Origin of the sequence: Neorhizobium tomejilense, from assembly GCF_964254135.1 — a bacterium.
Classification (GTDB): domain Bacteria; phylum Pseudomonadota; class Alphaproteobacteria; order Rhizobiales; family Rhizobiaceae; genus Neorhizobium; species Neorhizobium tomejilense.
The window spans coordinates 230,504-255,465 of record NZ_CAXUSO020000002.1 but is presented as its reverse complement, the minus strand read 5'-3'; the positions used below and the strand labels follow the sequence as shown (position 1 = coordinate 255,465).

Annotated in this window: 23 protein-coding genes; 10 read left to right on the top strand and 13 right to left on the bottom strand. The window is 62.4% G+C overall.

The features are described from left to right. Positions 1–7: 7 nt before the first annotated feature. Genes ACSQ3G_RS23990 through ACSQ3G_RS23970 form a run of 5 tightly spaced genes read right to left on the bottom strand, consistent with a single transcriptional unit; the run spans position 8 to position 5,911 of the window. The gene (locus tag ACSQ3G_RS23990) at positions 8–883 is read right to left on the bottom strand and encodes a branched-chain amino acid ABC transporter permease (RefSeq protein ID WP_046610268.1); all 876 of its coding nucleotides are present in this window, start codon (positions 881–883) and stop codon (positions 8–10) included. A gap of 21 nt (positions 884–904) precedes the next feature. Further along, a complete protein-coding gene (locus ACSQ3G_RS23985; protein WP_436111974.1) occupies positions 905–2,155 on the bottom strand; it encodes an ABC transporter substrate-binding protein in 1,251 nt (416 codons plus the stop codon). 35 nt (positions 2,156–2,190) lie between these two features. Further along, positions 2,191–4,560, bottom strand: a complete 2,370-nt coding sequence (locus tag ACSQ3G_RS23980; protein ID WP_436111973.1) for a xanthine dehydrogenase family protein molybdopterin-binding subunit — start codon at positions 4,558–4,560, stop codon at positions 2,191–2,193. Then, the gene (locus ACSQ3G_RS23975; protein WP_436111972.1) at positions 4,557–5,054 is read right to left on the bottom strand and encodes a (2Fe-2S)-binding protein; all 498 of its coding nucleotides are present in this window, start codon (positions 5,052–5,054) and stop codon (positions 4,557–4,559) included. The genes ACSQ3G_RS23980 and ACSQ3G_RS23975 overlap by 4 nt, the downstream gene beginning before the upstream one ends. Further along, positions 5,051–5,911, bottom strand: a complete 861-nt coding sequence (locus ACSQ3G_RS23970; RefSeq protein WP_436111971.1) for an FAD binding domain-containing protein — start codon at positions 5,909–5,911, stop codon at positions 5,051–5,053. Before ACSQ3G_RS23970 ends, ACSQ3G_RS23975 begins: the two co-directional genes overlap by 4 nt. A 263-nt stretch (positions 5,912–6,174) precedes the next feature. On the opposite strand from ACSQ3G_RS23970, the gene ACSQ3G_RS23965 reads away from it, so the two are divergent. Then, the gene (locus ACSQ3G_RS23965; RefSeq protein ID WP_436113181.1) at positions 6,175–6,798 is read left to right on the top strand and encodes a TetR/AcrR family transcriptional regulator; all 624 of its coding nucleotides are present in this window, start codon (positions 6,175–6,177) and stop codon (positions 6,796–6,798) included. Positions 6,799–6,830: 32 nt separating this feature from the next. On the opposite strand, the gene ACSQ3G_RS23960 is transcribed toward ACSQ3G_RS23965, so the two are convergent. Genes ACSQ3G_RS23960 through ACSQ3G_RS23940 form a run of 5 tightly spaced genes read right to left on the bottom strand, consistent with a single transcriptional unit; the run spans position 6,831 to position 11,412 of the window. Continuing rightward, complete coding sequence (locus ACSQ3G_RS23960; RefSeq protein WP_436111970.1) at positions 6,831–7,562, bottom strand: ABC transporter ATP-binding protein; 732 nt, start codon at positions 7,560–7,562, stop codon at positions 6,831–6,833. Beyond that, on the bottom strand, positions 7,555–8,268 hold the full coding sequence (locus ACSQ3G_RS23955) for an ABC transporter ATP-binding protein (RefSeq protein WP_436111969.1): 714 nt from the start codon (positions 8,266–8,268) through the stop codon (positions 7,555–7,557). Before ACSQ3G_RS23955 ends, ACSQ3G_RS23960 begins: the two co-directional genes overlap by 8 nt. Then, positions 8,265–9,215 carry a branched-chain amino acid ABC transporter permease gene (locus ACSQ3G_RS23950; RefSeq protein ID WP_436111968.1) on the bottom strand — a complete coding sequence of 317 codons (951 nt, stop codon included), beginning with the start codon at positions 9,213–9,215 and terminating at the stop codon, positions 8,265–8,267. The genes ACSQ3G_RS23955 and ACSQ3G_RS23950 overlap by 4 nt, the downstream gene beginning before the upstream one ends. After that, the gene (locus ACSQ3G_RS23945; protein WP_436111967.1) at positions 9,212–10,090 is read right to left on the bottom strand and encodes a branched-chain amino acid ABC transporter permease; all 879 of its coding nucleotides are present in this window, start codon (positions 10,088–10,090) and stop codon (positions 9,212–9,214) included. The genes ACSQ3G_RS23950 and ACSQ3G_RS23945 overlap by 4 nt, the downstream gene beginning before the upstream one ends. A 53-nt stretch (positions 10,091–10,143) precedes the next feature. Then, complete coding sequence (locus tag ACSQ3G_RS23940; RefSeq protein WP_436111966.1) at positions 10,144–11,412, bottom strand: amino acid ABC transporter substrate-binding protein; 1,269 nt, start codon at positions 11,410–11,412, stop codon at positions 10,144–10,146. 120 nt (positions 11,413–11,532) lie between these two features. Here ACSQ3G_RS23940 and ACSQ3G_RS23935 point away from each other — a divergent pair, with 120 nt between their 5' ends. The 7 genes from ACSQ3G_RS23935 to ACSQ3G_RS23905 all read left to right on the top strand — a co-directional run bounded on the left by ACSQ3G_RS23935 (position 11,533) and on the right by ACSQ3G_RS23905 (position 17,892). Next, complete coding sequence (locus ACSQ3G_RS23935; RefSeq protein WP_436111965.1) at positions 11,533–12,348, top strand: IclR family transcriptional regulator domain-containing protein; 816 nt, start codon at positions 11,533–11,535, stop codon at positions 12,346–12,348. Positions 12,349–12,484: 136 nt separating this feature from the next. Beyond that, positions 12,485–13,060, top strand: a complete 576-nt coding sequence (locus ACSQ3G_RS23930) for an NADPH-dependent FMN reductase (protein WP_436111964.1) — start codon at positions 12,485–12,487, stop codon at positions 13,058–13,060. Positions 13,061–13,081: 21 nt separating this feature from the next. Next, complete coding sequence (locus ACSQ3G_RS23925) at positions 13,082–13,894, top strand: citryl-CoA lyase (protein WP_436111963.1); 813 nt, start codon at positions 13,082–13,084, stop codon at positions 13,892–13,894. A gap of 9 nt (positions 13,895–13,903) precedes the next feature. Further along, positions 13,904–15,088 carry a CaiB/BaiF CoA transferase family protein gene (locus ACSQ3G_RS23920; protein ID WP_436111962.1) on the top strand — a complete coding sequence of 395 codons (1,185 nt, stop codon included), beginning with the start codon at positions 13,904–13,906 and terminating at the stop codon, positions 15,086–15,088. 39 nt (positions 15,089–15,127) lie between these two features. Next, a complete protein-coding gene (locus tag ACSQ3G_RS23915) occupies positions 15,128–15,988 on the top strand; it encodes a DODA-type extradiol aromatic ring-opening family dioxygenase (protein WP_436111961.1) in 861 nt (286 codons plus the stop codon). Next, positions 15,985–16,368, top strand: a complete 384-nt coding sequence (locus tag ACSQ3G_RS23910; RefSeq protein ID WP_436111960.1) for a hypothetical protein — start codon at positions 15,985–15,987, stop codon at positions 16,366–16,368. The genes ACSQ3G_RS23915 and ACSQ3G_RS23910 overlap by 4 nt, the downstream gene beginning before the upstream one ends. A gap of 81 nt (positions 16,369–16,449) precedes the next feature. After that, complete coding sequence (locus ACSQ3G_RS23905) at positions 16,450–17,892, top strand: amidohydrolase family protein (protein WP_436111959.1); 1,443 nt, start codon at positions 16,450–16,452, stop codon at positions 17,890–17,892. Between the two features lie 17 nt (positions 17,893–17,909). Here ACSQ3G_RS23905 and ACSQ3G_RS23900 read toward each other — a convergent pair whose 3' ends face one another. Together ACSQ3G_RS23900 and ACSQ3G_RS23895 are read right to left on the bottom strand one after the other, a co-directional pair. Beyond that, positions 17,910–19,139 (bottom strand): flavin-dependent oxidoreductase, encoded by a 1,230-nt coding sequence (locus ACSQ3G_RS23900; protein WP_436111958.1) that lies wholly within the window; start codon positions 19,137–19,139, stop codon positions 17,910–17,912. 53 nt (positions 19,140–19,192) lie between these two features. Further along, positions 19,193–20,344, bottom strand: coding sequence for a DJ-1/PfpI family protein (locus ACSQ3G_RS23895; RefSeq protein WP_436111957.1), 1,152 nt, complete (start codon positions 20,342–20,344; stop codon positions 19,193–19,195). A 95-nt stretch (positions 20,345–20,439) separates the two neighbouring features. On the opposite strand from ACSQ3G_RS23895, the gene ACSQ3G_RS23890 reads away from it, so the two are divergent. After that, entirely contained in the window at positions 20,440–21,372 is a 933-nt protein-coding gene (locus ACSQ3G_RS23890; protein ID WP_436111956.1) for a GlxA family transcriptional regulator, read from the top strand. Positions 21,373–21,404: 32 nt separating this feature from the next. On the opposite strand, the gene ACSQ3G_RS23885 is transcribed toward ACSQ3G_RS23890, so the two are convergent. Then, positions 21,405–23,327, bottom strand: coding sequence for a methyl-accepting chemotaxis protein (locus ACSQ3G_RS23885; protein WP_436111955.1), 1,923 nt, complete (start codon positions 23,325–23,327; stop codon positions 21,405–21,407). Between the two features lie 347 nt (positions 23,328–23,674). Here ACSQ3G_RS23885 and ACSQ3G_RS23880 point away from each other — a divergent pair, with 347 nt between their 5' ends. Continuing rightward, a complete protein-coding gene (locus tag ACSQ3G_RS23880) occupies positions 23,675–24,715 on the top strand; it encodes an SMP-30/gluconolactonase/LRE family protein (protein ID WP_436111954.1) in 1,041 nt (346 codons plus the stop codon). Positions 24,716–24,962 lie beyond the last annotated feature (247 nt).

Here is a 24,962-nt window from a genome sequence, read left to right as displayed (position 1 = left end):
GGTCTCCCTAGAGTCCAGGCGCGGCGCGGCCATAAAGGCCGTTCGGGCGCACCAGCAGAATGAGTGCCATCAGCGCGAACATGACGATCGTCGCCATTTCCGGTGCGAAGAGCGATGTCATGCTGACCGAGACGCCGACGATGAGGCCGGCGATGACGGCGCCGGGAAGCGAGCCCATGCCGCCGATGACAGTCACCACGAAGGCTTCGGCCAATACAAGCGTGCCCATTTCCGGACTGACATTGCGCATCGGTGCAGCAAGCACGCCACCGAGTGCGGTGATGCCGACCCCGATGCCGAACACGACCAGCCACAATCTGCTGATATCGACACCCAGCACGCGCATGATCAGCGGATCGGCGGAACCTGCCCTGACGATCAGGCCGAATTTCGTCTTTTCGAGGCCGATCCACAGCAGCAACAGGACGGCGACAACCACGCCGATGACGAAAAGCCGGTAAAGCGGAAAAAAGCCGATGCCGAGGTTCACCACGCCGCGAAGGGCTGCCGGTGTCGAGAACGGAATGCCGTCGGTGCCGAAAAATATGCGCACCGCCTCGACCAGCACGTAACCAAGGCCGAAGGTTAGAAGCAGCGGATCGTCCGGCGAGCGGCCATAGAGTGGACGGATGAGGAAACGCTCGATCAGCATGCCGAACAGGCCGATCATGACCGGCGCGATCAGGAGAGCCCACCAGAAGCTCCCCGTCAGGCCGGCCACGTAGAGGCCCGCATACGCTCCCACCATGAACAGCGCACCATGTGCGAAGTTCACGATGCCGAGCATGCCGAAGATGATCGACAGGCCGAGCGCAACCATGATCAGGACCGCGCCCAGCGCGAGACCCGAAAACAGCTGCATTGCAATCAATTGGACAGTCATGACCTCATCCGTCCCAGGGTATCAGCTCTTGAAGCCGAGTTCGGAGCAGGTTCGCAACACGCTCTCTGATGCAGGTTCCGCGGCGACGATCTTGAACAGATCGGCATCCGATTTCATCGCGCTTTTCGCCTTGGATTCCAGGACGAGTACCGATTGCATCGACTGGTGGTCGCACTTGCGGTAGGACTGCTCTCCCTTGGCGATATCATATTTCAGCGCTTCCAGAGCCGCGATGACCTTCTGTGGCTCCGTCCCGCCTGCCTTTTCGATGGCCATCAACAGCGAAGCGACGCCGGTATACCCGTAGGCTCCGTAGTCGGTCGGGATCGTGCCCTTGTACATGGCCCTGAAGGCGTCGTTGAACGCCTTTGCGGAAGGCACCGTTTCTTCCAGGCCCCAGTAATAGTTCGCGCCGCCGGTGACACCTTCGAAGACTTCGGGATCGACCGCAAGCCGCTGGTTGTGCAGCAGAACCGGCACGACGATCTTCATCTGGTCCTTCACACCGAAATCAACCGCCTGCTTGATGGAATTGGCCTGGTCGCGGCCGAAATTGCAGATACAGAGGATGTCTGCGCCTGATGCCAGGATGGTCGGGATGAAGGTCGAATAGTCCGCCGCGCCGAACGGGTGCAGGATTTCGCTGACAGTCTGCGCACCGATTTCCTTGGCTGCCCGCTTGAAACCGCGCAGCATCTCGTGGCCGTAGGCATAGTCGGCAACAAGATAGGCGACCTTCGAACCCTTCTTGAAACTGTGCTTGGCGACAACCGCGGTCGTCATCGTCGGATTTAGGGCCTCATGGAACGTATAGGGGCTGAAATCCTTGATCTCGTTGATGGTGTCCGACTGGCTGATCGAGATGTACAGCATGCTGCGGGCACGGGTCACCTCGTTGACCGCAAGCTGCACGGCGCTCGAAAGTGCCCCGACCACCGCATGGACCTTGTCCTTTTCGATCAGTTCGAGCGTGCGGGTGGCGGCTTCGCCGGCATTCAGCTTGTCGTCGCGCACCAGGAGCTCGACCTTGCGGCCGGCAATCCCGCCCTTGTCGTTGGCGAGCTTTACCGCGAGCTGGGCGCTGCGGACCTGGTCGTTGGCCTCGGCGGCGAACGGGCCGGTCAAAGGCGTCGGAAACCCGATGCGGATGGTTTCCGCCTGCGCCCGCGCTATCCATGGCATCGAAAGTGTTCCGGCCACACCGGCCAACCCGATAAGGGCTGCACGGCGGCCGATCGGCCTCAAAGCCAGCTTCTCAATTCCGTTTGTCATCCTGTCCTCCTCCTGACATCGGATCGTTATTGCATTCAGATCGTGCCGAGCGCCCTCAATATGCGCGTCGGCGTCATCGGTATCTGCGTCAGCACCGCGCCGTGACCCACAAGCGCATCGTTGACGGCATTCATCGCAGCGGCGGAAGCCGCCGCCGTCCCTGCTTCGCCGCAGCCCTTTGCACCGAGTTCGGTGTCCCGGGTCGGCGTTTCGACGTGGGAAATCTCGATATCCGGCATCTCGCAGGCCATCGGCACGAGGTAATCGGCAAGCGAACCGTTGGTGAGCTGACCTTCCTCGTTGTAGAGGCATTCCTCGAAAAAGGCCGCGCCCAGTCCCTGCACCACGCCGCCCCGCACCTGTTCGTCCACCAGCAGCGGATTGATGATGCGGCCGCAATCCTCGACCACCCAATGCTTGAGTATCTTCACGAAGCCGGTCTCCGCATCCACTTCGACCAGGCAGCCCTGGGCTCCGTTCGTGAATGCGAACGGATAACCCTGCGGCGCATAGTGATGCACAACGGAAAGCTGCGCCTGGGTTTCGGGCGGCAGCGTGTCCGACCGGAAGAAGGCGATGCGCGCGACTTCCGAGAGGCTAACGCGCTGCTGGCCCGTGACCGCCTCGACGATCCAGTCCGCGCGGATATCAAGCTCGCCCGGTTGCGCCTGCAGGATGAGACCCGCAACGGCGAGCAGATTTGCCTTCAGCTTGCGCGCCGCCTGCAGCGCCGTTTCGCCGCCGATGCCCGCTCCACGACAGGCCCAGGTGGCGCCACCATGGGGTGTCGTATCGGTGTCGCCGGTCATCACCCGTACTTTTTCACGATCGATGCCGAGCTGGTCGGCGACGATCTGACCGATGATGGTCTCCGTCCCCTGCCCCTGTTCGGTCACCGAAATCGAACAATGCACCTCGCCGGACGGCGTCAGTTTGAGGATGGCGCCGTCCTGCGCGGAAATCCGCGCGCCGCCAACACCGTAAAAAGCCGGGCTCGGGTTGGTGATCTCCACGAAAAGGGCGATACCGATGCCGCGCAGGATGCCTTTCTGCCGCAGACCTGCCTGCTCGGCGCGAAGAGCGTCATAATTCATGATCGACTTCAGCCGCGCGAGACAGACCTGGTGGGAGAGCTTTTCGAACTGGTACCCGGTCGGCGATGTGCGGGGATAGCTGCTGTCGGGAATGAGATTGCGTTCGCGGATTTCAAACGGATCGAGGCTGAGTTCGCGCGCCGCGGCATCGACCAGGCATTCCGTCACCGCGCAGGCAATCGGGTGCCCGACGGCACGGTACTGGCTGGTCTGCACCTTGTTCTGGAACACGACCGAAAGATTGGCGCGATAGGAAGAGAAGTCATAAGGGGCGCCCATCAGGCGGATGACCTGGTTTCCCTCGACCGCGCTCGTGCGCGGATAGCTCGAAAAGGCGCCGATTGCGGTGACGTCGTCCACATCCATGGCGGTGATGCGACCGTCCCTGTCGAGGGCAAGACGCCCGGTCACCCGGTGGTCGCGGGCATGAATATCCGAGACGAAGGATTCCATCCGGTCGGCGACGTATTTGATGGGGCGACCGAGCAGGATCGACGCGCCGACGACCGCCATCTCCTCGTGATAGACATGCAGTTTCATTCCGAATGAACCGCCGATATCCGGCGCGATGACGCGGACATTGGCTTCCGGAATGCCGTAGTGGCGGGAATAGACATCCTGGAACTGATAGGGCGTCTGGGTCGCGTGGTGCGCAGTCAGCCGGTTCTCGCTCGGGTCGTAGTCGGCAACGATCGCGCGCGGTTCAAGCGTCACCGCCGTGTGCCGGCCGAAAATGAAGCTCTGCTCGACCGTTGTGTCCGCTGCATCGAATGCCTCTTCGACGCCGCCGCTGTCGAGTTTCGTGGCAAAGCAGATATTGTCGTCGAGCTCTTGCGACATCGCCGCGGCAGACATGGCCTCGAGCGGGTCCGCCAGCGCCGGAAGCTCCTCGATATCGACGATCACCAGTTCGGCGGCATCCTCGGCGATTGCCCTGCTGTCGGCAACGATGAGAACGACAGGCTGCCCTGACCACATCACCTTCCCAAGAGGTAGCGGCACTTGCGGCGGAGACTTCATGTTGCTGAAATGCTCGAGCGTCCCGGTCCAGGGCGCGCAGATCGATGCCAGGTCCTCACCCGTGAAGACCGCGCGAACGCCGGAGAGGGCTTTTGCCTCATCGATATCGATCGAAACAATTTTTCCATGCGCATAAGGGCTGCGGACGAAAGCCGCATGCAACATGCGCGGCAGCACGAGATCGGTCACGTACCGCCCCCGGCCTTCGAGCAGACGCTTGGCATTCGGTCGCGATACCGAGCGGCCGATATAGGAGTTAGGCCTGTCGATGGAGCCGGCGAACGCATTCATGTCTTCTCCTCCTCCAAATGCTGCCGGCGCTGTCTCGCCGTCGTCTCGATCGCATCGACGATCGATTCGTAACCGGTACAGCGACAGTAGTTTCCGGAGAGCGCGTCACGGATGCCGTCGCGATCGGGTTCACCCCCGGAAGCCAGAATCCCGTAGGCGCTCACCAGCATGCCCGGAGTGCAGAAGCCGCATTGCAACGCATTGCGCTCATGAAACGCCTTCTGGAGATCGTCGATTGCTCGGCGATGGGTCAGGCCCTCGATCGTCTCGACGGCGCAGCCATCGGCCTGGACCGCAAACATCAGGCAGGCATGCACCGGCTGGTCGTCCAGCAACACCAGGCAGGCGCCGCAGACACCCATTTCGCAACCCGTATGGGTGCCGGTGAGCTGGATGTCCTGCCGCAGGAAATCGGCAAGCGTGGTGCGCGGTGCAACCGGCGCCTCGATTGTCTCGCCGTTCACGGTCAGCGAAATCGTCAGCTTGCCGCTCATAGGTTCGCCTCCAACCGGCCGAGCAGCCTTCCGAGCAGCACCCTTGCAAGATGCCGGCGCATCTCTGGAGGCGTGTGCTCGTCACCGACCGGATCAAGCTCCGTGCCGAGTACGTCCTGTGCCTGCCGGATCGTCTCCGGCGTCAATTGCCGCCCGGTCAGCGCGGCTTCGACGGCACGCACCCTGACCGGCGTCGAGCCCACCGAAAGGAAGGCGATACGCATGCGTTCGACAAAACCGCCCTGCATCTCCGCATCGATCCCCGCCCCGACGATTGCATAATCGCCGCGCCGACGGGTCAGTTCGTCAAAGGCCGTCCGGGTTTTCGCGGTTGCCAGGGGTACGTATACCGCGGTGATGATCTCACCGGGCTGAAGCGCCGTTTCATAGAGATCGATGAAGAAATCCCCGGCACCGACGCGGCGGCTGCCTTCAACGGAGGCAATTTCAATGATCGCATCGAGCGCCAGCGCCATGGCGGGAAATTCCGATGCGGGATCGGCAAGTGCCAGGCTGCCGCCGAATGTGCCCTTGTTGCGGATCGCCGGGTGCGCCACGAAAGGAGCCGCCTTTGCAAGCAGTGGCGCATGTTCCCGCACGAGGTTCGAGCCGAGAATTTCGCAGTGGCGGGTGGTCGCACCGATGCGCAGATGTCCGCCGGCGACGGAGAGACCGCGCAATTCGTCCAGACGAGCGATATCGATGAGAAGGCCGGGGGCCTGCAGCCGAAGTGCCAGCGCCGGGACAAGACTCTGCCCTCCCGCAATATAGCTCGCATCACCATCCGCGCTGACGAAAGCTTCCAGTGCTTCCTGCACGCATTTCGGGCGCATGTAATCGAAAGCTCTCGCCTTCACCGGCTCCTCCCACGTGGCCCTCCGGATTTGTGACCACTTGGTTACAATATTTCGCAGGTTGACCCGTCGGTCAAGAAAAATAACCAACTGGTCTCAAATAAAATTACCACTTGGTCTCAAACGCCGGCCGCGGTATCGCTATGAGAAATGGGTTGCCGGTGACTCGGCGACGGGCATGGCAGATCAGGGCAGGCATGACGGATCAGCAGAAGAGCCTTGAACGCGAAGGTGGCGGAGAAAAACCGCGGCGTCCCAAGCAATACATGCGGGCGAACGAGCGCGAACAATTCATCCTGGAAGAGGCTGTCCGCTTCTTCGCCGAGCATGGCTTCGAGGGCCAGACCCGCGAGCTTGCCAAGCGCATCGGCATCACCCACTCGGCGATCTACCGGCATTTTCCCAGCAAGGAAGCCTTGATCGAGCGGGTCTACGAACATGTCTATCTCAGCCGCTGGGACGACAGCTGGGCCGGCCTCATCATCGACCGCGGCCGGTCACTGGAAAGCCGGCTGACGGAATTCTATCTGCGATATGTGGAACGCGTCTTCCACTACGACTGGGTCCGGATCTTCGTCTTCTCCGGCCTCAAAACCTTCGATATCACGACGCGCTATCTCGACATCGTGCGCCGGCAGATCATCGAGCCTGCCTGCCTGGAACTCCGCCACGAACTGGGCCTGCCGGGCCCGGGCGAGGCGCCGCTTTGCGAGCGGGAGACCGAATTGTTCTGGGGTCTCCACGGCCGCATCTTCTATCTGGCGATCCGCCGGTTCGTCTATGCGACGCCCACCCCGGAATCTCTGGACGACATCGTCCGCGACGGCGTCAGAAGCTTCATGCTCGGTGGCCCCGCAATCGCAAAGGCGATCGTTCAACGGAAACCCTAGCGAGCATCCGCCCGGATGCCGTCGTGCCTCCCCTAATGTGCGCCCAGCATGGCGCGGCGGATTTCGTCATGGGCGATCTCGCCGTCCGAGCGCTTGAACTCCCGTTGAATGCTGCCATGGGCCAGCACATAGGCGCGCGACGACACGTCGATCGCCTGGAAGAAACTCTGCTCCGCCATCAGGATCGTCATGTTGCTCTTCTCGCGCAGCTGGGTGATGGCATTCAGCACGTCACGCACGACGATCGGCGCCAGGCCCACCGAGGGTTCGTCGATGATGATGATCTTCGGCGCCGTCATCAGCGAACGGGCGATCGCCAGCAGTTGCTGCTGCCCACCGCTCATGGTCGAAGCGATCTGCCTGCGGCGCTCCAGAAGCAGCGGAAAGGTTTCGAAACAGTAGGCGAGGTTCTGCTTCATCCGGTCGCGGACCAGGGGGTTGCTGCCAGCGAGCTTGAGATTGTCCTCGACCGAGATGTTCGGCACGAGGCGGCGTCCTTCCGGGACGATCGACAGGCCGAGGCGGACGATCTCGTGCGGTTGAAGTTTCGTCAGGTCGGTATTCTTGCCGTTCCATTCGAGCACGATCCGACCCGCGCTTGCCCGCACGAAACCGAGGATGCAGTTGAGCAGCGTGCTCTTGCCGTTGCCGTTCATACCGAGCAGCGCGACCATCTCGCTCTCGTTCAGTTCCAGCGAGACCTTTCGCAGGACCGAGACGGCGCCGTAACCGGCCGACAGGTTTTCAACAATCAGCCTATTCACCGAAATACACCTTCTGAACTAGCGGATTTTCGGCGATCTCGGACGAAGTTCCGGCGGCGATCAGGCGGCCGGTCTCGAAGCAGACGACCCGCTGCGAAAAGCGCATGACCGCATGCATGATGTGTTCGATCATGATCACCGCGACGCCTGACCGGTTGAGCGCGAAAAGGATCTCCAGGACCTCGTCGATCTCCTCCTCCGACAAGCCCGCCATCGCTTCGTCCGCGATCAGCACCTTGGGATTGCCGACAAGCGCGCGCGCCAGCTCCAGCTTGCGCAATTCGAGCTGGGTCAGATTTTCGGACGGATCCGAGACGCGGCCCGACAGCCCGACGCTCGCAAGCACCGACCTTGCCCGGTCATGCTTGCTGCCCTCGACCTGGCAGTAGTCGAGTGGAACGAGCAGGTTCTCAAACACGGTCATGCCGGTGAATGGCCGCGGGATCTGAAAACTGCGGGCGATGCCCATCCGGGCTCGCTTGTGGGCTTGGAGATGCGAGATATCCCGGCCTTCGAAAAACACCGATCCGCTGTCGGGGCGGTAGACGCCGGTGATGCAGTTGATGAGCGTCGTCTTGCCGGAACCGTTCGGACCGATGATGCCGAGCCGCTCGCCGGCGCCGACATCGAGATCGACGGGACCGAGCGCGCGGAACGATCCGAACCGCTTTTCGACGCCCTTGAGGGAGAGAACCGGCTCCGTCATGGTCTTGTCCTCCCTTTATTGCGGCCGAAGAGATCGGAAATTCCCCCCGGAGCAAAGGCCACGAAGGCGATCAGGACCGCGCCGACGAAGAGAATGTTGAGTTCGGATGATATGGTGACCGTGGCGATCTGCTGTACCGAGGCGAGCAGAAGAGCGCCGATCACCGGACCGACCCAGGTTCGGGTGCCGCCGATCAGCGGCATGGCGATGGCGTTCAATCCGATGATCAGGCTGAAGGCGGTGACCGGTTCGACGAAGGACGTGTAGAACGGATATGGCGCACCGGCTGCGGCAAGCACTGCGCCGCTCAGGGCGCAGGCAACCAGCTTGAGGCGAAGCGTCGGCACGCCGGAACATTCCGCCGCGTCCTCGCTTGCCCGCACGGCCCTCAGGCCACGACCGATCCAGGAAATCTCCACCCAGCGGGCGAGCGCGACGCTGGCGACCGCGATCACCACCATGACGGTGAAATTGTATTGCGATGGCCCGGGGCTCCAGGCAGGCGGCCGCGGGCCGTAGACGGCCATGCCGCTCGCCCCGCCGAGCCCGGAGATATTGTGCACGATGGTTTCCAGCACGACGACGAGGCCGAGCGTGGCGATGGCGAAATAGACGCCCTGGATACGCAATGTCAGGTAGCCCATCAGCACGCCGAGAATGGCGCCGACAATCGCGGCAGCCAGGATGCAGAGCGGCAGCGGCAGGCCGAATGTGGTGAACAGGAATGCCGAGAGATAGACGCCGGAGCCGAAGAAACCGGCCGCGCCGAAATTGATATAGCCGGCGTAGCCGCCGAGGATGTTCCAGCCGGTGGCGATCGTCACATATTGAAGGACCACGTAGCCGGCAAAGAAATAGAACGGGTTTCTGAGCAGCCACGGCATCAGGAAGCCGAGCGCCAGGACTATGATGATACCCGCGAGGAAGACGAGGGAATTCCTTCTCATCGCGCAGCTCCGAACAGGCCCTGCGGGCGAAGGGCGAGGCCCAGCAGCAGGATCGCAAAGGCGACACCGGGGGACCAGGAGGGATTGAGGTAGCTGGAGACGAGCGCCTCCGCGATGCCGATGATGATGGCGATCACCAGGCTGCCGGGAATGGACCCCATGCCGGCGAGCACCACGATCGCGAAGACGCGGCCGATCTGGTAGCGCCCGGCAAAGGGCTCGATCGGGCCGACCATGATCAGGGCGGCTCCGGCGATGACGGCGGTCGCGGTGGCGATGCCGAAGGCGTGCCGCTTGACGGAGGCCGGGTTGAGGCCGGCGATCGACAGCGCGCGCTCCTCATGGGCGACGGCACGGATTGCCGTGCCGGAATTGGTGCGGCTGAGATAAAGCCACACGGCAGCGATCGTCACGGGGGCAAGGAGCGCGGGGATCAGCAGCCGGTAGGGAATGGTGAGGACGCCGAGCTTGAGGCTTGAGCCGATATAGGAAACGCTGACGGACTTGAGCTCGGAACCGAAGCCGAGCGACAGCAGGATCTCGATCACCAGCGACAGGCCGAAGAATAGCGTCAGGCTCTGCAGCACATTGGCGCCGCCCTTGCGTTCGAAAACAGCCGAGTAGAAGGCGTAGAGCACGACCCCGAGAAGATAGAAGGGCACAAGGCCGATCACCGCCGCGACGATCGGATCGATCCCCCATTGGGCCAGCGTGTAGACGAAGAACGCGCCGGCGACGACGAGCGTCGGATGGGCGATATTGGGGATGTGGAGAATGCCGAAGGTGATCCCGAGCCCCAGGGCGAGCGATGCATATACGCTCCCCAGCAGAATGCCCGTCACGATGGCGTTCAGCAGAATGTCGATCGATAGCATTGATAGGGGCCCTTGAGCCGGCCTTGCGCCGGCTCTCTGGATCGGTTGAAGGATTAGCTGGCGCGCGCCTTGTTATAAGGCGCGGCGAGATCGCCCGTCTTCAGGGATGGCGGGTCGAGAATGACCTGGTGGCCCGGATTGCGGAACTGTTCGAGATCGTTGCCCTTGATGCCACGCAACTGCACCATTAGGACGCGGCGTTCCTTCCAGTCGCCGATCTCGGTAAAGGCGATCTTGCCGGCGATAGTATCGACGGCGTTGGCATGCAGGAAGGCGGCCATCTTGGCCGGATCGACGGAATTCGAACCCTTGATCGCGGCCGCCGCCAGTTGGCCGGCGACATAATAGAAGGGCGGAATGTAAAAACCGAGCGGATCGACGCCCTGCTTGACGGCGATGGGCGTATACCGGTCGAAAAAGCTCTTGATCGCCGGTGTCTGCATGGTGGGCTCCGGAACGAAGGTATGCGAGTTCACGAGCCCGTTGAGTTCGGGACCGAGCGAACCGAGCAGCGCCCCGTATTGCGGGCCGATCATGGCGCCGCCGAAGAGCTTCACCTTGTCGGAAATACCGATTTCCTTGACGCCGCGGATGATCGCCGTGCTATCGGCCGGATAGGAGGCGATGAAGATCGCCTCCGGGTCCCCCGCATTGATGTTGCGGATCATCGAAGAGAAGTCGGAGGTGTTCGGCGGGTAGCTCTGATTGAACACCACCTCCATGCCATATTCCTTGGCGACTTCCGCGCCGCCCTTCGCGGCATTTTTCGAAAATTCCAGGTCGGCATTGATGATGGCGATCTTCTTGACCCCTTGCGCCTTGGCAAGGTCGAAGAAGCCGCGGGCCCAATCCCGTCCGGAGTTCGGCCCCCACGGGCCGCTGTGGAAGAACTTGTCGTGCTTGGCGACATCGTTGCCGGCAAGGCCGAACATGCCGATCATGAACAGGTCGCGCTGCTTGATGAAGGGCATGACCGGCGCGGATAGGTTGGCGCCGTAAGGCGAAAACAGCACGTCGCAGGCGTCCACGTCGACGAGCTTCGAATAGATCGCCGGCACGTTGGCGGCACTGCTCTGGTCGTCGTAGATGACCAGTTCGACCTTGCGGCCGAGAAGCCCGCCTGCCGCGTTGACGTCGTCACGCCAGAGCTCGTAGCCGATCTGGCCATTCTTGGTGCTCGCCAGCGGACCGGTCAGCGACACGCTGGCGCCGACCCGGATCGGCTTGTCCTGCGCAAATGCCTTGCTCCCCAGCATTGCCGGCGCGGCAAGACCCGCAGCCGTTACCGCCACGAGCTTGTGAAACTGACGCCTTGTCTTCATAGCTTTTCCCTCCCAAGAAAATTCGCTAGACGAATAAATATTCGCATAACGATAGGCAGCAGGTCTTGCGCTTGTCAATCCCGTGTGCGAACGAAATGCCGTGCAGCAGGAGAAATTCCGATGATTGACAGCAATTCGCCCGAGTTCGTCGAGGCGTTGGCACGGGGATTGTCGGTTCTGGAGGCTTTTGACGCCAAGGATCCGGAGATGACACTGGCCGAGCTTTCCCGCAAGGTCGGCATGTCGATCGCCACCGTCCGGCGGAATGTCCTGACGCTCGAAGCGCTCGGTTTCATTCGCCGGCACAACAAGCATTTTCTCCTGGCTCCCCGCATCCTCACCCTCGGCTCCGCCTACCTGAACGCCTTCAATGTCGAGGAAGCGGTCACGCCTGAACTGCACCGGATCACTGCGCTTTTCGGCGATGCCGCCAACATGGCCGTGCTCGACGGCACCAACGTGCTTTACATTGCCCACCTTTCCGAAAGTCGCGGCGTCCGGCGCAATGCCAGCCTCGGCGTCACCTATCCCGCCTACGCGACTTCGATGGGCAGGGTATTGATGGCAGCTCTTGCGGAAGCGGAGATGGACCGGTTTTTTGAGGCCTATACGCCGGTGAAGCTGACGGACTACACGGTGACCGACGAGTCGGAACTCCGGGAGATCCTGGTCGAGACCCGCGCAAAGGGCTATTCGATCACTGTCGATCAGCTCGATTACGGCATCACCGCGCTTGCCGTGCCGGTCAAGGACAATACCGGACGGGTCGTCTGCGCGATCAACAGTTCCGGCTACACGCCCCGGCTGACGCCGGAGGAACTGGTCGAACAGCGCCTGCCGGAACTGCGGTTGGCGGCCAACCGGCTCTCTCAGCTGTTCAGCCGTTTTCCAGCGCTTGTGCATTCACTGGCGCCGGCCAACCCGGCCACCCGCTGATCCCTCGCAGCCAACTCCTCCTCTGAAATTTTTCAAAGCCCTTGCGTCAGGGCTTGACACCCCTCGCCTTCAAAATTCATTATACGAATATAAATTCGCCAAGCGAATACTTTTAAGAATGGCATGGGAGGAATTCATGGCGCGATTGCAAATCGCAGTCATCGTCGGAAGCGCACGACAGGCGTCGCTCAACAGGCTGCTCGCCCTTGCCTTGACGCGGCTCGCGAAGCCCGACGTCGAGTTCGAATGGGTGACGATCCGTGACCTGCCGATCTTCGACCAGGAAGTGCTGGATGCCGGCACGCCCCCCCAGGTCGAACGGCTGAAGGCTGAGATCAGGCGAGCCGATGCGCTGCTTTTCGTCACGCCGGAGCACAACCGCTCGATCTCGGCGATGCTGAAGAATGCCATCGACTGGGCTTCGCGGCCCAGAGATACCAGCGTCTGGGCCGGCAAGCCGGCGGCGATCACCGGCGCCTCCTACGGACGGATCGGCACCGCAGCGGCGCAGCAGCACCTGCGTGCGATTCTCGGTTGCCTCGACGTTGCCGTGATGGGGCTGCCAGAAGCGTTCATCCATCTGCCGCCCGGCCTCATTACCCCCGAGGGCGATGTGACCAATGAGGAAACCCGCCTCTTCCTGCAGCAGTTCATGGACCAGTTCGACCGATGGGCCAGCCGCTTTGCGGGCAAGGCGAGCGTTGCAGCCTAACCATTCTCCAAGGACATCAGCATGAAAATCGGCAAGCAATCCGCGCCCTACCAGGCGATCTGCACCTCTAACCCGGAGACGATCATCGTGCGGGGCCACGACCTCGTCGACAACCTGATCGGTTCGATCTCGTTTACGGAATATACTTGGTTGCTGGTCGCCGGCTCTCTGCCAGACGAAAAGCAGCGCCGCATGCTCGACGCGACGCTGGTGGCGATCGCCGAACACGGCCTGGTGCCGAGTGTGCAGGTGGCGCGCATGACGCTCGCCGCCTCTCCGGAAGCGGTCCAGGGCGCCGTCGCCGCCGGCCTTCTCGGCTGCGGCTCGGTCATCCTCGGCGCGTCCGAGACCTCGGGGGCCTTCTTCCGCGATATCCGCGAAGAGGCGCAGGCAAGCGGCCGATCGGTGGAAGCCGCCGCTGAAAAACTGTTGCGCGGCTACAAGGAACAGAAGAAGCCGGTGCCCGGCTACGGTCATCCTCTTCACAAGGGGCATGACCCGCGCGCCGAACGCCTGCTCGCCATCGCCCGCGAACTCGGCGTCGCCGGCGTTCATTGCGAGATCGCCAAGACGGTCGAAAGGCTCATTCCCGAGATCATCGGCAGGCCGTTGGTCATGAATGTCTCGAGCGCCATCCCCTGCGTGCTGCTCGATGCCGGTTACCCGCTGCTCGCCCTGAAGGGCGTGCCACTTCTTGCCCGCACCGCCGGGCTGATCGGTCACCTGCTTGAGGAACAGACAAGGCCGATAGGCTTCGTCATGTCCGCCGCCGCCGCCAGCGCCATCGAATACGACGGCCCTGCACCTGACGGCTTCGTGGCAAACGAGAACTAGGACCTGGACATGCTGAAAGCTCTGGACCAAATCCGCATCGTCGAACAGGGCACGTTCATTACCGGCCCCTGCGCCGGCATGATGCTCGCCGATCTCGGCGCTGACGTCATCAAGATCGAGTCGGCCGGCCATGGCGATCCCTATCGCAGCTTCAAGACAGGTTTCTACAGCGCCCATTTCCAGGCCTATAACCGCAACAAGCGGGCGATCGGGCTGGATCTCAAAAGCGAGCAGGACCGCGAAGTCTTCTACCAGCTGATCGCCCAGGCCGATGTTTACATCCAGAATTTCCGCCCCGGCGCGGCAGGCCGCATCGGCGCCGACTACGAGACGCTGTCGAAGATCAATCCCAGGCTGATCTACTGCTCGATCAGCGGGTTTGGCCCGGACGGTCCCTATGCGCAGCGGCCGGTCTACGATTCCGTCGCGCAGGCCGTCAGCGGGTTTCTCAGCGTCTCGATCGACCCCGAACAACCGCGCTTCATCGGCCCGGCGCTCGCCGATGCGATCACCGGCATATACGCCTCGCTCGGCATTTCGGCAGCGCTGATCGAACGCGGCCGCACCGGCAAGGGCAAGCGCATCGACATTTCCATGGTCGAAGCCATGATGCACTTCGCAGTCGAACCCTTCATGGGCTATTTCGCCCTTGGCGAAGAACCGAGCGGCGTCGACCGCCCTCGCCTCGCACAGGCCTTCATCGTCCGCTGCAAGGACGACAAGCTGTTTGCCTTCCACCTGTCCTCGCTCGACAAGTTCTGGGATGCGCTGGTCGAGGCGATCGAGGGTGAGGCACTGGCCAAGGACGAACGGTTCTCGCAGCGGCTGAAGCGCATCGACAACTACGATGCGTTGAACGCCGAGCTCAACGCGATCTTCGCCACCAGGACCCTGCCGGAATGGGTGGAGCGCTTCTCGAAGTTCGACGTGCCCTTCGCGCCGATCAACTCCATCCCGGATGTGGTGAACGATCCGCAGGCGCAGCATCTGGAAATGTTCGTGCCGGTCGCCGGCCGGATCGAAGGTGCCGAGCAGACGGTTCGGCCCGCCTATTCGTTCGATGGAGAACACGCAAAGACGGTGCGAGCCGCGCCGGTCGTCAACCAGCACGGAGACGAGATCCGCTCGGCGCTGCAAGGCAATCCGACAGCCTGGCCGGCGCTGGAAACGGAGATAGCGGCTGTGGCGGGTTAGGAATTCGGTCTAAGAGACAGGACAAATTCGGAGGAGAAGATGGCAACCCTGGCAGCGGTCCTTGCGACCACCCACCACCCTTTTTACCTGAAGGCGACAACCATGCCGCCGGAACAGCAGATGCCGCAGGCGGCGGAATGGAAACGCAAGGTCGAGGCCTATCGCGAGACCCTGACCCGCGCCAAGCCGGACATCCTGGTGATGGTCGGCGCCGACCATTTCCACCAGTTCTTCCTCGACAACTATCCGACCTTCCTGATCGGCAAGGCGCCGCGCTACGACGCGACGTTCTACAATGAAGAGCGCGAATTCGGCATTCCGAAATATGTGCTGGAAGGCCATGAGGAACTGTCGAACTTCATGCATCAGGGCCTGATGGACCGCGGTTTCGACTTCGCCTTCAGCCATGAACTGAAGCTCGACCATTCGATCATCTGCCCGATTATCACCACGCGCCCCGATGCCGACCTGCCGGTCGTGCCGATCTACACCAATATCTTCGCGCCGCCGCTGCCTTCGCCGAAGCGCTTCTGGGATCTCGGCCGCGCCATCCGCGAGATCATCGACGAGTTCCCGTCCGACAAGCGCATCGCCACCGTCGGCAGCGGACATCTGTCGCTCGAACTCGGCGGACCGCGCCAGTTCAAGGAAACCGGCCCGGATCCGGAATTCGACCGCAAGGCGATCGAATGGCTGTCGACCGGCAATATCGAGGAAATCCTCGCCAACGTGACCCATGAAAGCATGACCAAGAGCGGCAATGCGACCCATGGCTTCATGGACCTGATCCTGATGATGGGCATCGCCGGGCCGATCCCGACCGCCTATCATGACAATCTGGACCTCTTCCACACGATGGAAGCATACTTCACCTGGTATCCGGAAGGAGCAGCGGCATGAGCAAGTATTATGTGAACAAGTTCCTCTTCACCGTCGACCGCGACCCGGACCTGCTTCGCCGCTACAAGGAAGACCCGCGCTCGCTCGTCGCCAGCTGGGAACAGTCGATCGGCCCGCGGCTGAATGATGCGGAAATCTCGACCGTCAACTCCCTCACGGACGCGGAACGCGAGGCGCTCGTCAACCACGATTATGTGGCGCTGTTCGAGATGGGCGCACATTTCTTCCTGTCGCTGACGATCTTCATCGCGATCTATGACGAGGATTACATGGCGAAGCACGGCCCCCTCTCCTTCCAGCGCGAATTCGCGGAGAAGCTCAAGCACTGGAACGGCAAGGATTACCCGTCGATAGCGCTGTGGCAGGCAGCCGCACCATAAGAGAGACGCGTCGTAGCGAAACCCTCCGATGCCGCATCGGCGACGGAGGACATCATCATTTCAGGCCGGGAGGGGAAGACCATGTGCAGATTCTGCAATAACCGGACGCATGCGCCGGCGGAACTCGGTAGCGGCTCCGGCAAGATCATTGCCGCGCCGGCCAGCATGCCGGCCGGCGTTGGCGATCCCGATCGCCTGACCCTGATCCGCGGCGGCGCGGTGCTCTCCATGGATAACGCCGTCGGCAATTTTTCCAAAGGCGACCTGCTGATCCGCGGATCGCGGATCGTCGAGGTCGCCGCTTCGATCATCGCGCCGGAGGCTGCAGTTATCGATGCTTCGGGCATGGTCGTCATGCCGGGCTTCATCGACACGCATCACCACCAGTTCGAGACCGCGCTTCGGAGCCTGCTTGCCGACGCGATCCTGATCAATGACGGGCGGCCGGAAAGTGCCGCCAACTACTACGAATGGATGCTCCAGAAGTTCTCGGTGCTCTACCGGCCGCAGGATGTCTATATTTCGGAATTGTTCGGCGGCCTGTCCCAGATCGACGCCGGCGTGACGACTGTCATGGACGTCAGCCAAATCCACCACTCGCCGGAACATTCCGATGCGGCGATCACCGCACTTCGCGATGCCGGGCGGCGCGGCGTCTTCGGTTATTTCGAGGGTTGGGGCGACGCCGCGAAATATCCGGGCGATGCCCGACGCATCAAGGCCGAGCATTTTGCGAGCGACGACCAGTTGCTGACCATGGTCATGGGCGGCGAGATTTACCTGCCGTTTCATGAGGAGGCCTGGGCGCTAGGACGCGAGCTCGGCATCCCGATCGCGCTGCATGTGGTCGGCACTTTCGGCATGCAGGCGGTCTTCGACCAGCTGGCGGAGGCAGGCCGTTTCGGACCGGACAATATCTTCATCCACATGACCGGCATGAGCGACATGGCCTGGAAGCGTGTCGCGGACGCGGGTTCGCATATATCGCTCTCGGTACCGATCGAGATGCAGATGCGGCACGGCAACCCGCCGCTGCAACAGGCGCTCGATCTCGGCCTTCAGCCGTCCCTGTCGACGGATGTGGAATGCACCATGACCGCCGACATGTTCACCCAGATGCGCTCGGCGATCACGCTGCAGCGAATGCTGGCGAACGACAAGGCGCTGCGCGGCGAGGAATACCCGAAGCTGTTGTCCGCGATCGACGTTATCCGCTTCGCGACGATCGAAGGGGCGCGGGGCCTCAAGCTCGATCACAAGACCGGCACGCTGACGCCCGGCAAGGAAGCCGACATCATCCTGCTCGATGCGAATGCCATCAACGTCGCCCCGCTGAACCACGTCCCCGGTGCCGTCGTCACGCTGATGGAGCGGTCGAACGTCTCAACGGTGTTTTGCGCCGGCAAAATCCGCAAATGGCAGGGCACGCTGCTTGGCCATGACATCGCCAGGCTGAGGTCGGAACTGGAGGCCAGCCGCGACTTCCTGCTCGATGCCGCCGGAGTCAGACCTGAACTGTTCTGAGTGATCCGCCACCATGCTCACCGGTTCCGACCACGAGCGAGCGAGGCGTAGCCGCGGACCACTGCCTTGCGTTCTTCGAACGAGGCCACCGCGTCGATATCGTCGAAACCGTCAGGCGCACGGGCCTCGACCATGTCGATGACACCCTCGGGTCCGCCGCGGCGGTTCGCCAGGACGATTTCCGATGTGGCAGGCCGGCGCTCCGCGTCGTAGCGGGAAAGGGCGGTCTCGATTTCATCCTGCGTCCGAAGATGTCCGGCAAGGCATCGGGCGTCGAGGATCGACTGGCTCGCGCCGTTGGAGCCGACCGGATACATGGGGTGGGCCGCATCCCCGAGCAGGGTGACCCGCCCGAACGACCAGCGGGGCAAAGGTTCCCGGTCGCAATTCGGATACTCGAAGAAATTTTCGGTCGCCTGGATGATGGAGGCGGGATCGACGAAATCGAGATGGAAACGGTCACGCACGAAGGGCAACACCTCGTCCGTCAGGCCGGACCGGCTCCAATCCTCGCGGCGTAGCGGTGATGTGCCGGGCTCGCCCACCTTGGCCATCACGGCCCAGTTCGTCAGCCGCATTTCAGGCTCCGCAGGATCGGCTCCGATCGGATAATAGACGAATTTTGCGAAATTGCCGCCTGATATCACCATCGTCCGGCCATCGCGCCAGATCGGCCAGCGTGTTGCGCCGCGCCATAACATGATCCCGCTCCAGATCGGCGGACCTTCATCGGGATAGAGCTGCGCCCGGATCGCGGAATGGATGCCGTCGGCGCCAACCAGCAAATCCCCCCGGGCCGAGCCGCGCCATCCGTCCGTTCCGCTGAAATGAACCGCGACCCCATCTTCCGTCTGTTCGAAGCCCTCAACCCGGCAACCGGTCCTGATGACGTCGGGTCCGAGACGGGCGATCACCGCCCTATGGATCACGCCGAGCAGCTTGCCGCGATGGATGCTGACCTGCGGCGCCTCCTGACCGGCATCCAGGCCGCGCAATTCCTGCCACACGACCTGACCGAAACGGTTGGTATAAATCAGTTCCCGCATACGGATACCTGCAGCGTCGAGACCGGCCTGCAGCCCGAGATCGGCCAGCACCGCCACGGCATGCGGCAGCATGTTGATGCCAACCCCGAGTTCACGAACCTCGCCGACGCGTTCGAAGATCTCGACCTCGATCCCGGCTTCGTGGAGTTGAAGCGCGGTCGTCAATCCGCCGATGCCGGCGCCTGCGATGAGTGCCTTCATGACTGGCTCCTTCCTCCCGTTTCGAGACGCGCGAAACCGCAGGCCGCGACTATCTACTGCGGCGTCACTCGTCTCCTGTATTCGAGCTGCACGGCGACGAAATTGGCCGTGTTTTCCCGATAGCGCTCGGCGATGGCGTTCAGCGTCTCATCCAGCGCATCCGCCGGTTTGCGGCCAAGCGGCGCTCCGGGCACGCGCTCCGCCGACGCGCTTGCGGTCACCTCGTCGGGAATGATGCGGATACCGCTGCGGCTCTCCACCGCATCCGCGCCGGCTGCGAAGGTCATCACCCGCGAGCGGTAGGTGCGCGACCAGGCATCGGCGACGAGAGCGAGCGAAACTTCGTCCACGCCTTGAGACAGTTCGATGCCGAGCGTTTCCCGGCTCCAGAAGGCGAGCGAGTTGCCGATTGCCGTCAATGCGAAGGGCCGCGTGAACGCGAAGGCGCCGCTATCGTGTCGCGCATCCCAATCCGCGACGCCCAGATCGGCCGCAACAGCCTGAGCTTTCTGCCGCCCGGCGATCGCCTCGATCAGCGTCAGCGACATCGGCATGGAGGCACTGATGCCGGTCGTCGTCGCAACGCGACCGTCGACGAGGAAGCGGCGGTCGGCGACATGGCGGATGGAAGGATGTTCCTTCAGCATGGCGTTCAGCGAATACCAGTGGGTCGTGGCTTTCCTACCGTCGAGAAGGCCGGTGGCCGCAACCACCTTGGCACCGACGCAGACGCCGATGATCATCGCGCCTTTGTCGGCCTGGCTCCTGATCCAGCCCAATGCTACCGGATCATCCTCGCGCACCATGGCCGGGACGATGACGTAATCGGCGCCTTCCGGATGCTGTCTGTCGAACTCCGAGATCGTTGCCTGCGGTTCGACCTTCAACGCCGGATAGAGCACAATCGGCCCGGGCTGCGTCGCCAATGCCACCACGTCGGCCACATCGGCGCGGCGCAGGATGCCGTAGGGCATCAGGTAGTCGGTGATCTCTGTGCCGTCGTTGATGCCGACAATGGCGATCACGGGACGGACGCGTTTGGGCGGCTTCAAGGCCTCAACCATGGCGCGTGTCTCCTCGCCGGGAACAGGTTTGAGGACCTCGGCCGAAGAAGCAGACGGCAGGGAGACTATCCAGCCCCCGGCGACCACCAGGAAGACCGCGGCAAGCCCCAACCCGCCCGCAAGAACAAAGCGCCACTTCATGATAGTTTCGCCGATCGATCGGTTGCCTCTGTTTGCAGGCAAAGTTACCGCTGCTATCGTCTGACTGAAATGACATTAATCGGGCAAAAACTGCCATGGCTCGCACAATCGCTCTCGTGGTGCATCCGGGTTTCCAGCTTCTCGATGCGGCCGGGCCGACATCGGCTTTCGAGATGGCGGAGCGATTCCGGCCGGGCAGTTACGACCTGGTGCTGATGGCGCCGGGCGGCGGCGAAATCGAGAGCTCGTCAGGCCTCAAGCTGTCGGCCGCCCCGCTCGGGGATGGGCCGTTCGACACGGTGATGGTCTCGGGCGGCGAGATCATCCGCTCCATGGAGGCCGTGCACGAAATTCTCGAATGGCTGAAACGCACGGATGCAAGGCGCGTGACGAGCGTTTGTTCCGGGGCCTATCTGCTCGCCGAAGCCGGGCTGCTCGACGGGCGCCGCGCCACCACCCATTGGAACAGTTCGCACGACTTTTCCCGCCGCTACCCCAAGATAGAAATGCACGCCGAACGCATCTATGTCCGGGACGGCCACGTCTGGACCTCTGCCGGCATTTCCGCCGGTATCGACCTGGCGCTTGCTCTCATAGAAGATGACCTGGGGCCGGACATTGCGCGCAGGGCGGCACAGCAACTCGTCGTTCATCAACGCCGGCCGGGTGGCCAGTCGCAGTTTTCAGCGCTCGTCGACCTTGGAGGACACACGGGCAGGTTCTCGGCTTTGATCAGCTGGATGCGCGAGCATCTGGCCGAGCGGCTGACCGTCGAGCGCCTCGCCGACCAGGCGGCGATGAGCCCGCGCAACTTTGCCAGGGCGTTTGCTGCCGAAACCGGCACGACACCCGCCAAGGCTGTCGAACGCCTGCGGCTCGAAACAGCGCGGATGGCGGTCGAGACCAGCCACGCGCCGCTCGAACATATTGCCGAGGCGGCCGGTTTCGGCGACGCCGGCCGAATGCGGCGGGCGTTCCTGAGAAGCCTGGGACAGCCGCCGCAGGCGCTCAGGCGTGGGTACAAGTAGCGCCCGGACGCAGATAGCCGCTCAAGACGCGTCTAGAACTCCTGCCAATCGTTGCTGACCGCAGCGGCCGAGGAGCCACCGGAGAAGGCAGTGGCAACCCTGCGGGCCAGATTGCGGGCCGGCGAGGCAGCCGGCGTGTCGCGGCGATCGGCCGGGCGCGGAACGTGGCGCTGGCCGGGCAGCTTGAACTGGGACAGCAGTTCGTTGAGCGATGCCGCATCCCTGGCGAGACCATGGCTTGCGGCTGTCGATTCCTCGACCATCGCGGCATTCTTCTGGGTATCCTGGTCCATCTGGTTGACGGCCGTGTTGATCTGCTGAAGGCCCGAAGACTGTTCCTGGGCTGACTCCACGATCGCGTTGACGTGCCGGTTGATCTCCTGCACTTCCGAAACGATCGTGACCAGCGCCTGTCCCGTCTGGCCCACAAGCTGCACCCCGGCGTTGACCTGCTCGTTCGACGTCGTGATCAGCGCCTTGATCTCCTTGGCGGCCTTGGCGGAGCGCTGGGCGAGTTCGCGCACTTCCTGGGCAACGACGGCAAAGCCCTTGCCGGCATCGCCCGCGCGGGCCGCTTCGACGCCGGCGTTCAATGCCAGAAGATTGGTCTGGAAGGCGATATCGTCGATGACGCCAATGATGTTGGAAATCTCGCCCGAGGACCTCTCGATCTGTTCCATCGCCTTGACGGCGCGCTGGACGACCTCGCCGGAGTTTTCCGCACCGCTGCGGGTGCGGGCAACCAGCGCGCCGGCCTCCTGAGCGCGCTTGGTGGCGTCCTTGACGGTGGTGGTGATTTCCTCGAGAGCGGCGGCGGTTTCCTCGACGGAAGCGGCCTGCTGCTCAGTGCGCTTGGCCAGATCGTCGGCGGCCGCCTTGATCTCCGCCGAACCGGCCTGGATGCTGCGGGCATTCTCCGCCACCTGCTCCAGGGCCGTCTGCAGCTTGGTCGCCGAGGCGTTGAAATCGTTGCGGACACCGTCCAGCGTCGCGGTGAACTGCTTTTCGATGCGATAGGACACATTGCCGTCGGACAGATGGCTCAGGCCTTCCGCCAGATTGTCGACGGCGAACTTGATCTCGGCGGCTTCGCGCGTCTTCTGGGTTTCGCGCTCTATGCGCTCGCGCTCGGACAGGCCGCGATTGTCTTCGGCTTCCCGTTCCAGGCGGACACGCTCCAGAGCGTTGTCGCGGAAGATCGCGACGGCCTTGGCCATCTCGCCGATTTCGTCCTTGCGGTCGAGGCCGTCGACGGCAGCTTCCGTCTGACTGGCGGCCAGCGAAGCCATACGCTCACGCAGGCGGGCCATCGGCGCGGTGATGCCCTTGTGGGCGATGGTCATGGACAGGACCGCGGCGATCGCGATGCCGAAAAGCATGCCGCAGATCGCATAGGTGATCGTGCTGGAGACCGATTGGCTCAGCGTCTTGGCGCCGTTGTTGAGGATTTCGGCCATGGCGCCGTTATTGGCGCCGAATTTCGGAGAGAGATCGACGATTGCCTGATCGAGCTTCGCTGAGAGCGTACGGACTTTTTCCTTGTCGCCTGCGGTATGGGCCTTGAGAAGATCGTCGCCGACTGCCTTCAGCGCGTCGGCGCCGGCAAGCAGTTCGTCGATCGCGGCCTTGCGGCTCGGCACCAGCGCCGGGATCTGGCTCAACCGGTCACGGGCGCCGGCAAATTCCTTGGAAAACCGGCCGGAAAGATCCTGGAACGCCGCGCTTGCCGGCTCCTGGGCCAGCGCGCGGCTCAGCCATGTCGTCGCGGTCCACATGCCGGCAGCGCCGCGGGGTCCGAAGGTCGCAGCGTTGCTTTCCTTCTGCAGGAAGCCGGAATAAGCCTCGTTGGCGGCGCTGAACCTGCTGGTGACATACATCAGGCCTGCAAGGGAAATGACCGCGAGGATGGCAATCGCCATGAGAAATTTTGTTTTAATCTTTAAATTCTTGAGCATCAGATACCTCGAAAAACGCTGAAAGAGCGACAGTGCATCGAAAAGTGAAAAATGCCGGAGCCGTGCCGGACGGTGCACATCATGCGCATGGTGATCGAACTTGATCCTCCGTTTTTCATAAGCGCTTTTTCATAATAAAATCTTACCCTTGCCGCAGCGCATCAACGACACGTCCGGACCTCAAGGGTGGCTTTCACCACTGCTTAACCAAAGGCGGCAGAAGGCAATCTTGTTTGTTGCGACGCACAATGGACTGCCTTTAATTGGGAGGCGGACCATCGTCTCGGTTCCCCGTCAAACCGGCAAATTGATATGAAATCAACTATCCATAATCAAAGGACTTCAACGTGAATTTCTCACGCCGCAACATCATGACGCTTTCAGCGGTTGCCCTGGCAACCACCCTCCCGAAAATGGCATCCGCGCAGGCGATCGGCTTTACGCCGAACCCGATCTACCCCGATCCGGCTATCCAGATCCTCGATCCGAGCTTTGTAAAATATCGCGTCGCCAGCAGCTCGCTCGAACAGGTCGCAACCGGTGCTCGCTGGCTGGAAGGTCCGGTCTGGTTCGGCGACGGGCGCTATCTGCTCGTCAGCGACATTCCGAACAATCGGGTCATGCGCTATGACGAGGCCAATGACAGCTGGAGCGTCTACAACGCCAACGCCAACTATGCCAATGGCCACGCCCGCGACCGCCAGGGCCGGCTGCTTTCCTGCGAACATCTGACACGCCGGGTCACCCGCACCGAATATGACGGGTCGGTCACTGTGCTCGCAGACAACTACAACGGCAAGAAGCTCAACTCTCCGAACGATATTGTCTGCAAATCGGACGGCTCCATCTGGTTCACCGACCCGCCCTTCGGCATCGCCGGCGAGTGGGAGGGCGAGAAGGGCACGGCGGAGCTGCTGCACTCCGTCTATCGCATATCGCCGGACGGCAAGCTTGGCCTCGTCACCGACGAGCTGAAAGGCCCGAACGGCCTCGCGTTTTCGCCGGATGAAAAGAAGCTGTACATCGTCGAAGGCCGCGCATCGCCATTCCGCATCATCTGGAGCTACGATGTCGGCGCGGACGGCGTGAAGCTGTCGAACAAGACGGCATTGGTGACGGCCGACGACAACGGCGCTCTCGATGGCCTCAAGATCGATATCGACGGCAATCTCTGGTGCGGCTGGGGATCGAACGGCGCTGCAGGCGCCAAGCCCGAGGATCTGAACGGCGTCAAGATATTCAACCCGGCCGGCAAGGCGATCGGCTTCATCAAGCTTCCGGAGCGGTGCCCGAACCTCGTCTTCGGCGGCCCGAAGAAGAACCGCCTCTATATGGCGAGCAGCCACTCGGTCTACGCGATTTACGTGGAAACCCGCGGCGCCGTTTAATCGCCGCGACAAAATCCGAAGCGGCCGGCCGTCAGGTCCGGCCGCTTTCGCTGTGACCATCGAAGCGCCACGCTTTCCCCGGCAATCCGCATCGCCGCGCCGTAGCCTTGCGATACTTGTCAGCGGCGCCGAGCTAGACCGGGCGCCGCGATATCTACTCCGTCTTTCCGGCGGAAAGCCAAAAAAGGTCTTCCTCACTTTGTGTGATGGTGGAATTTGCTGTGGGTGAAATGCTGGACGCCGTACG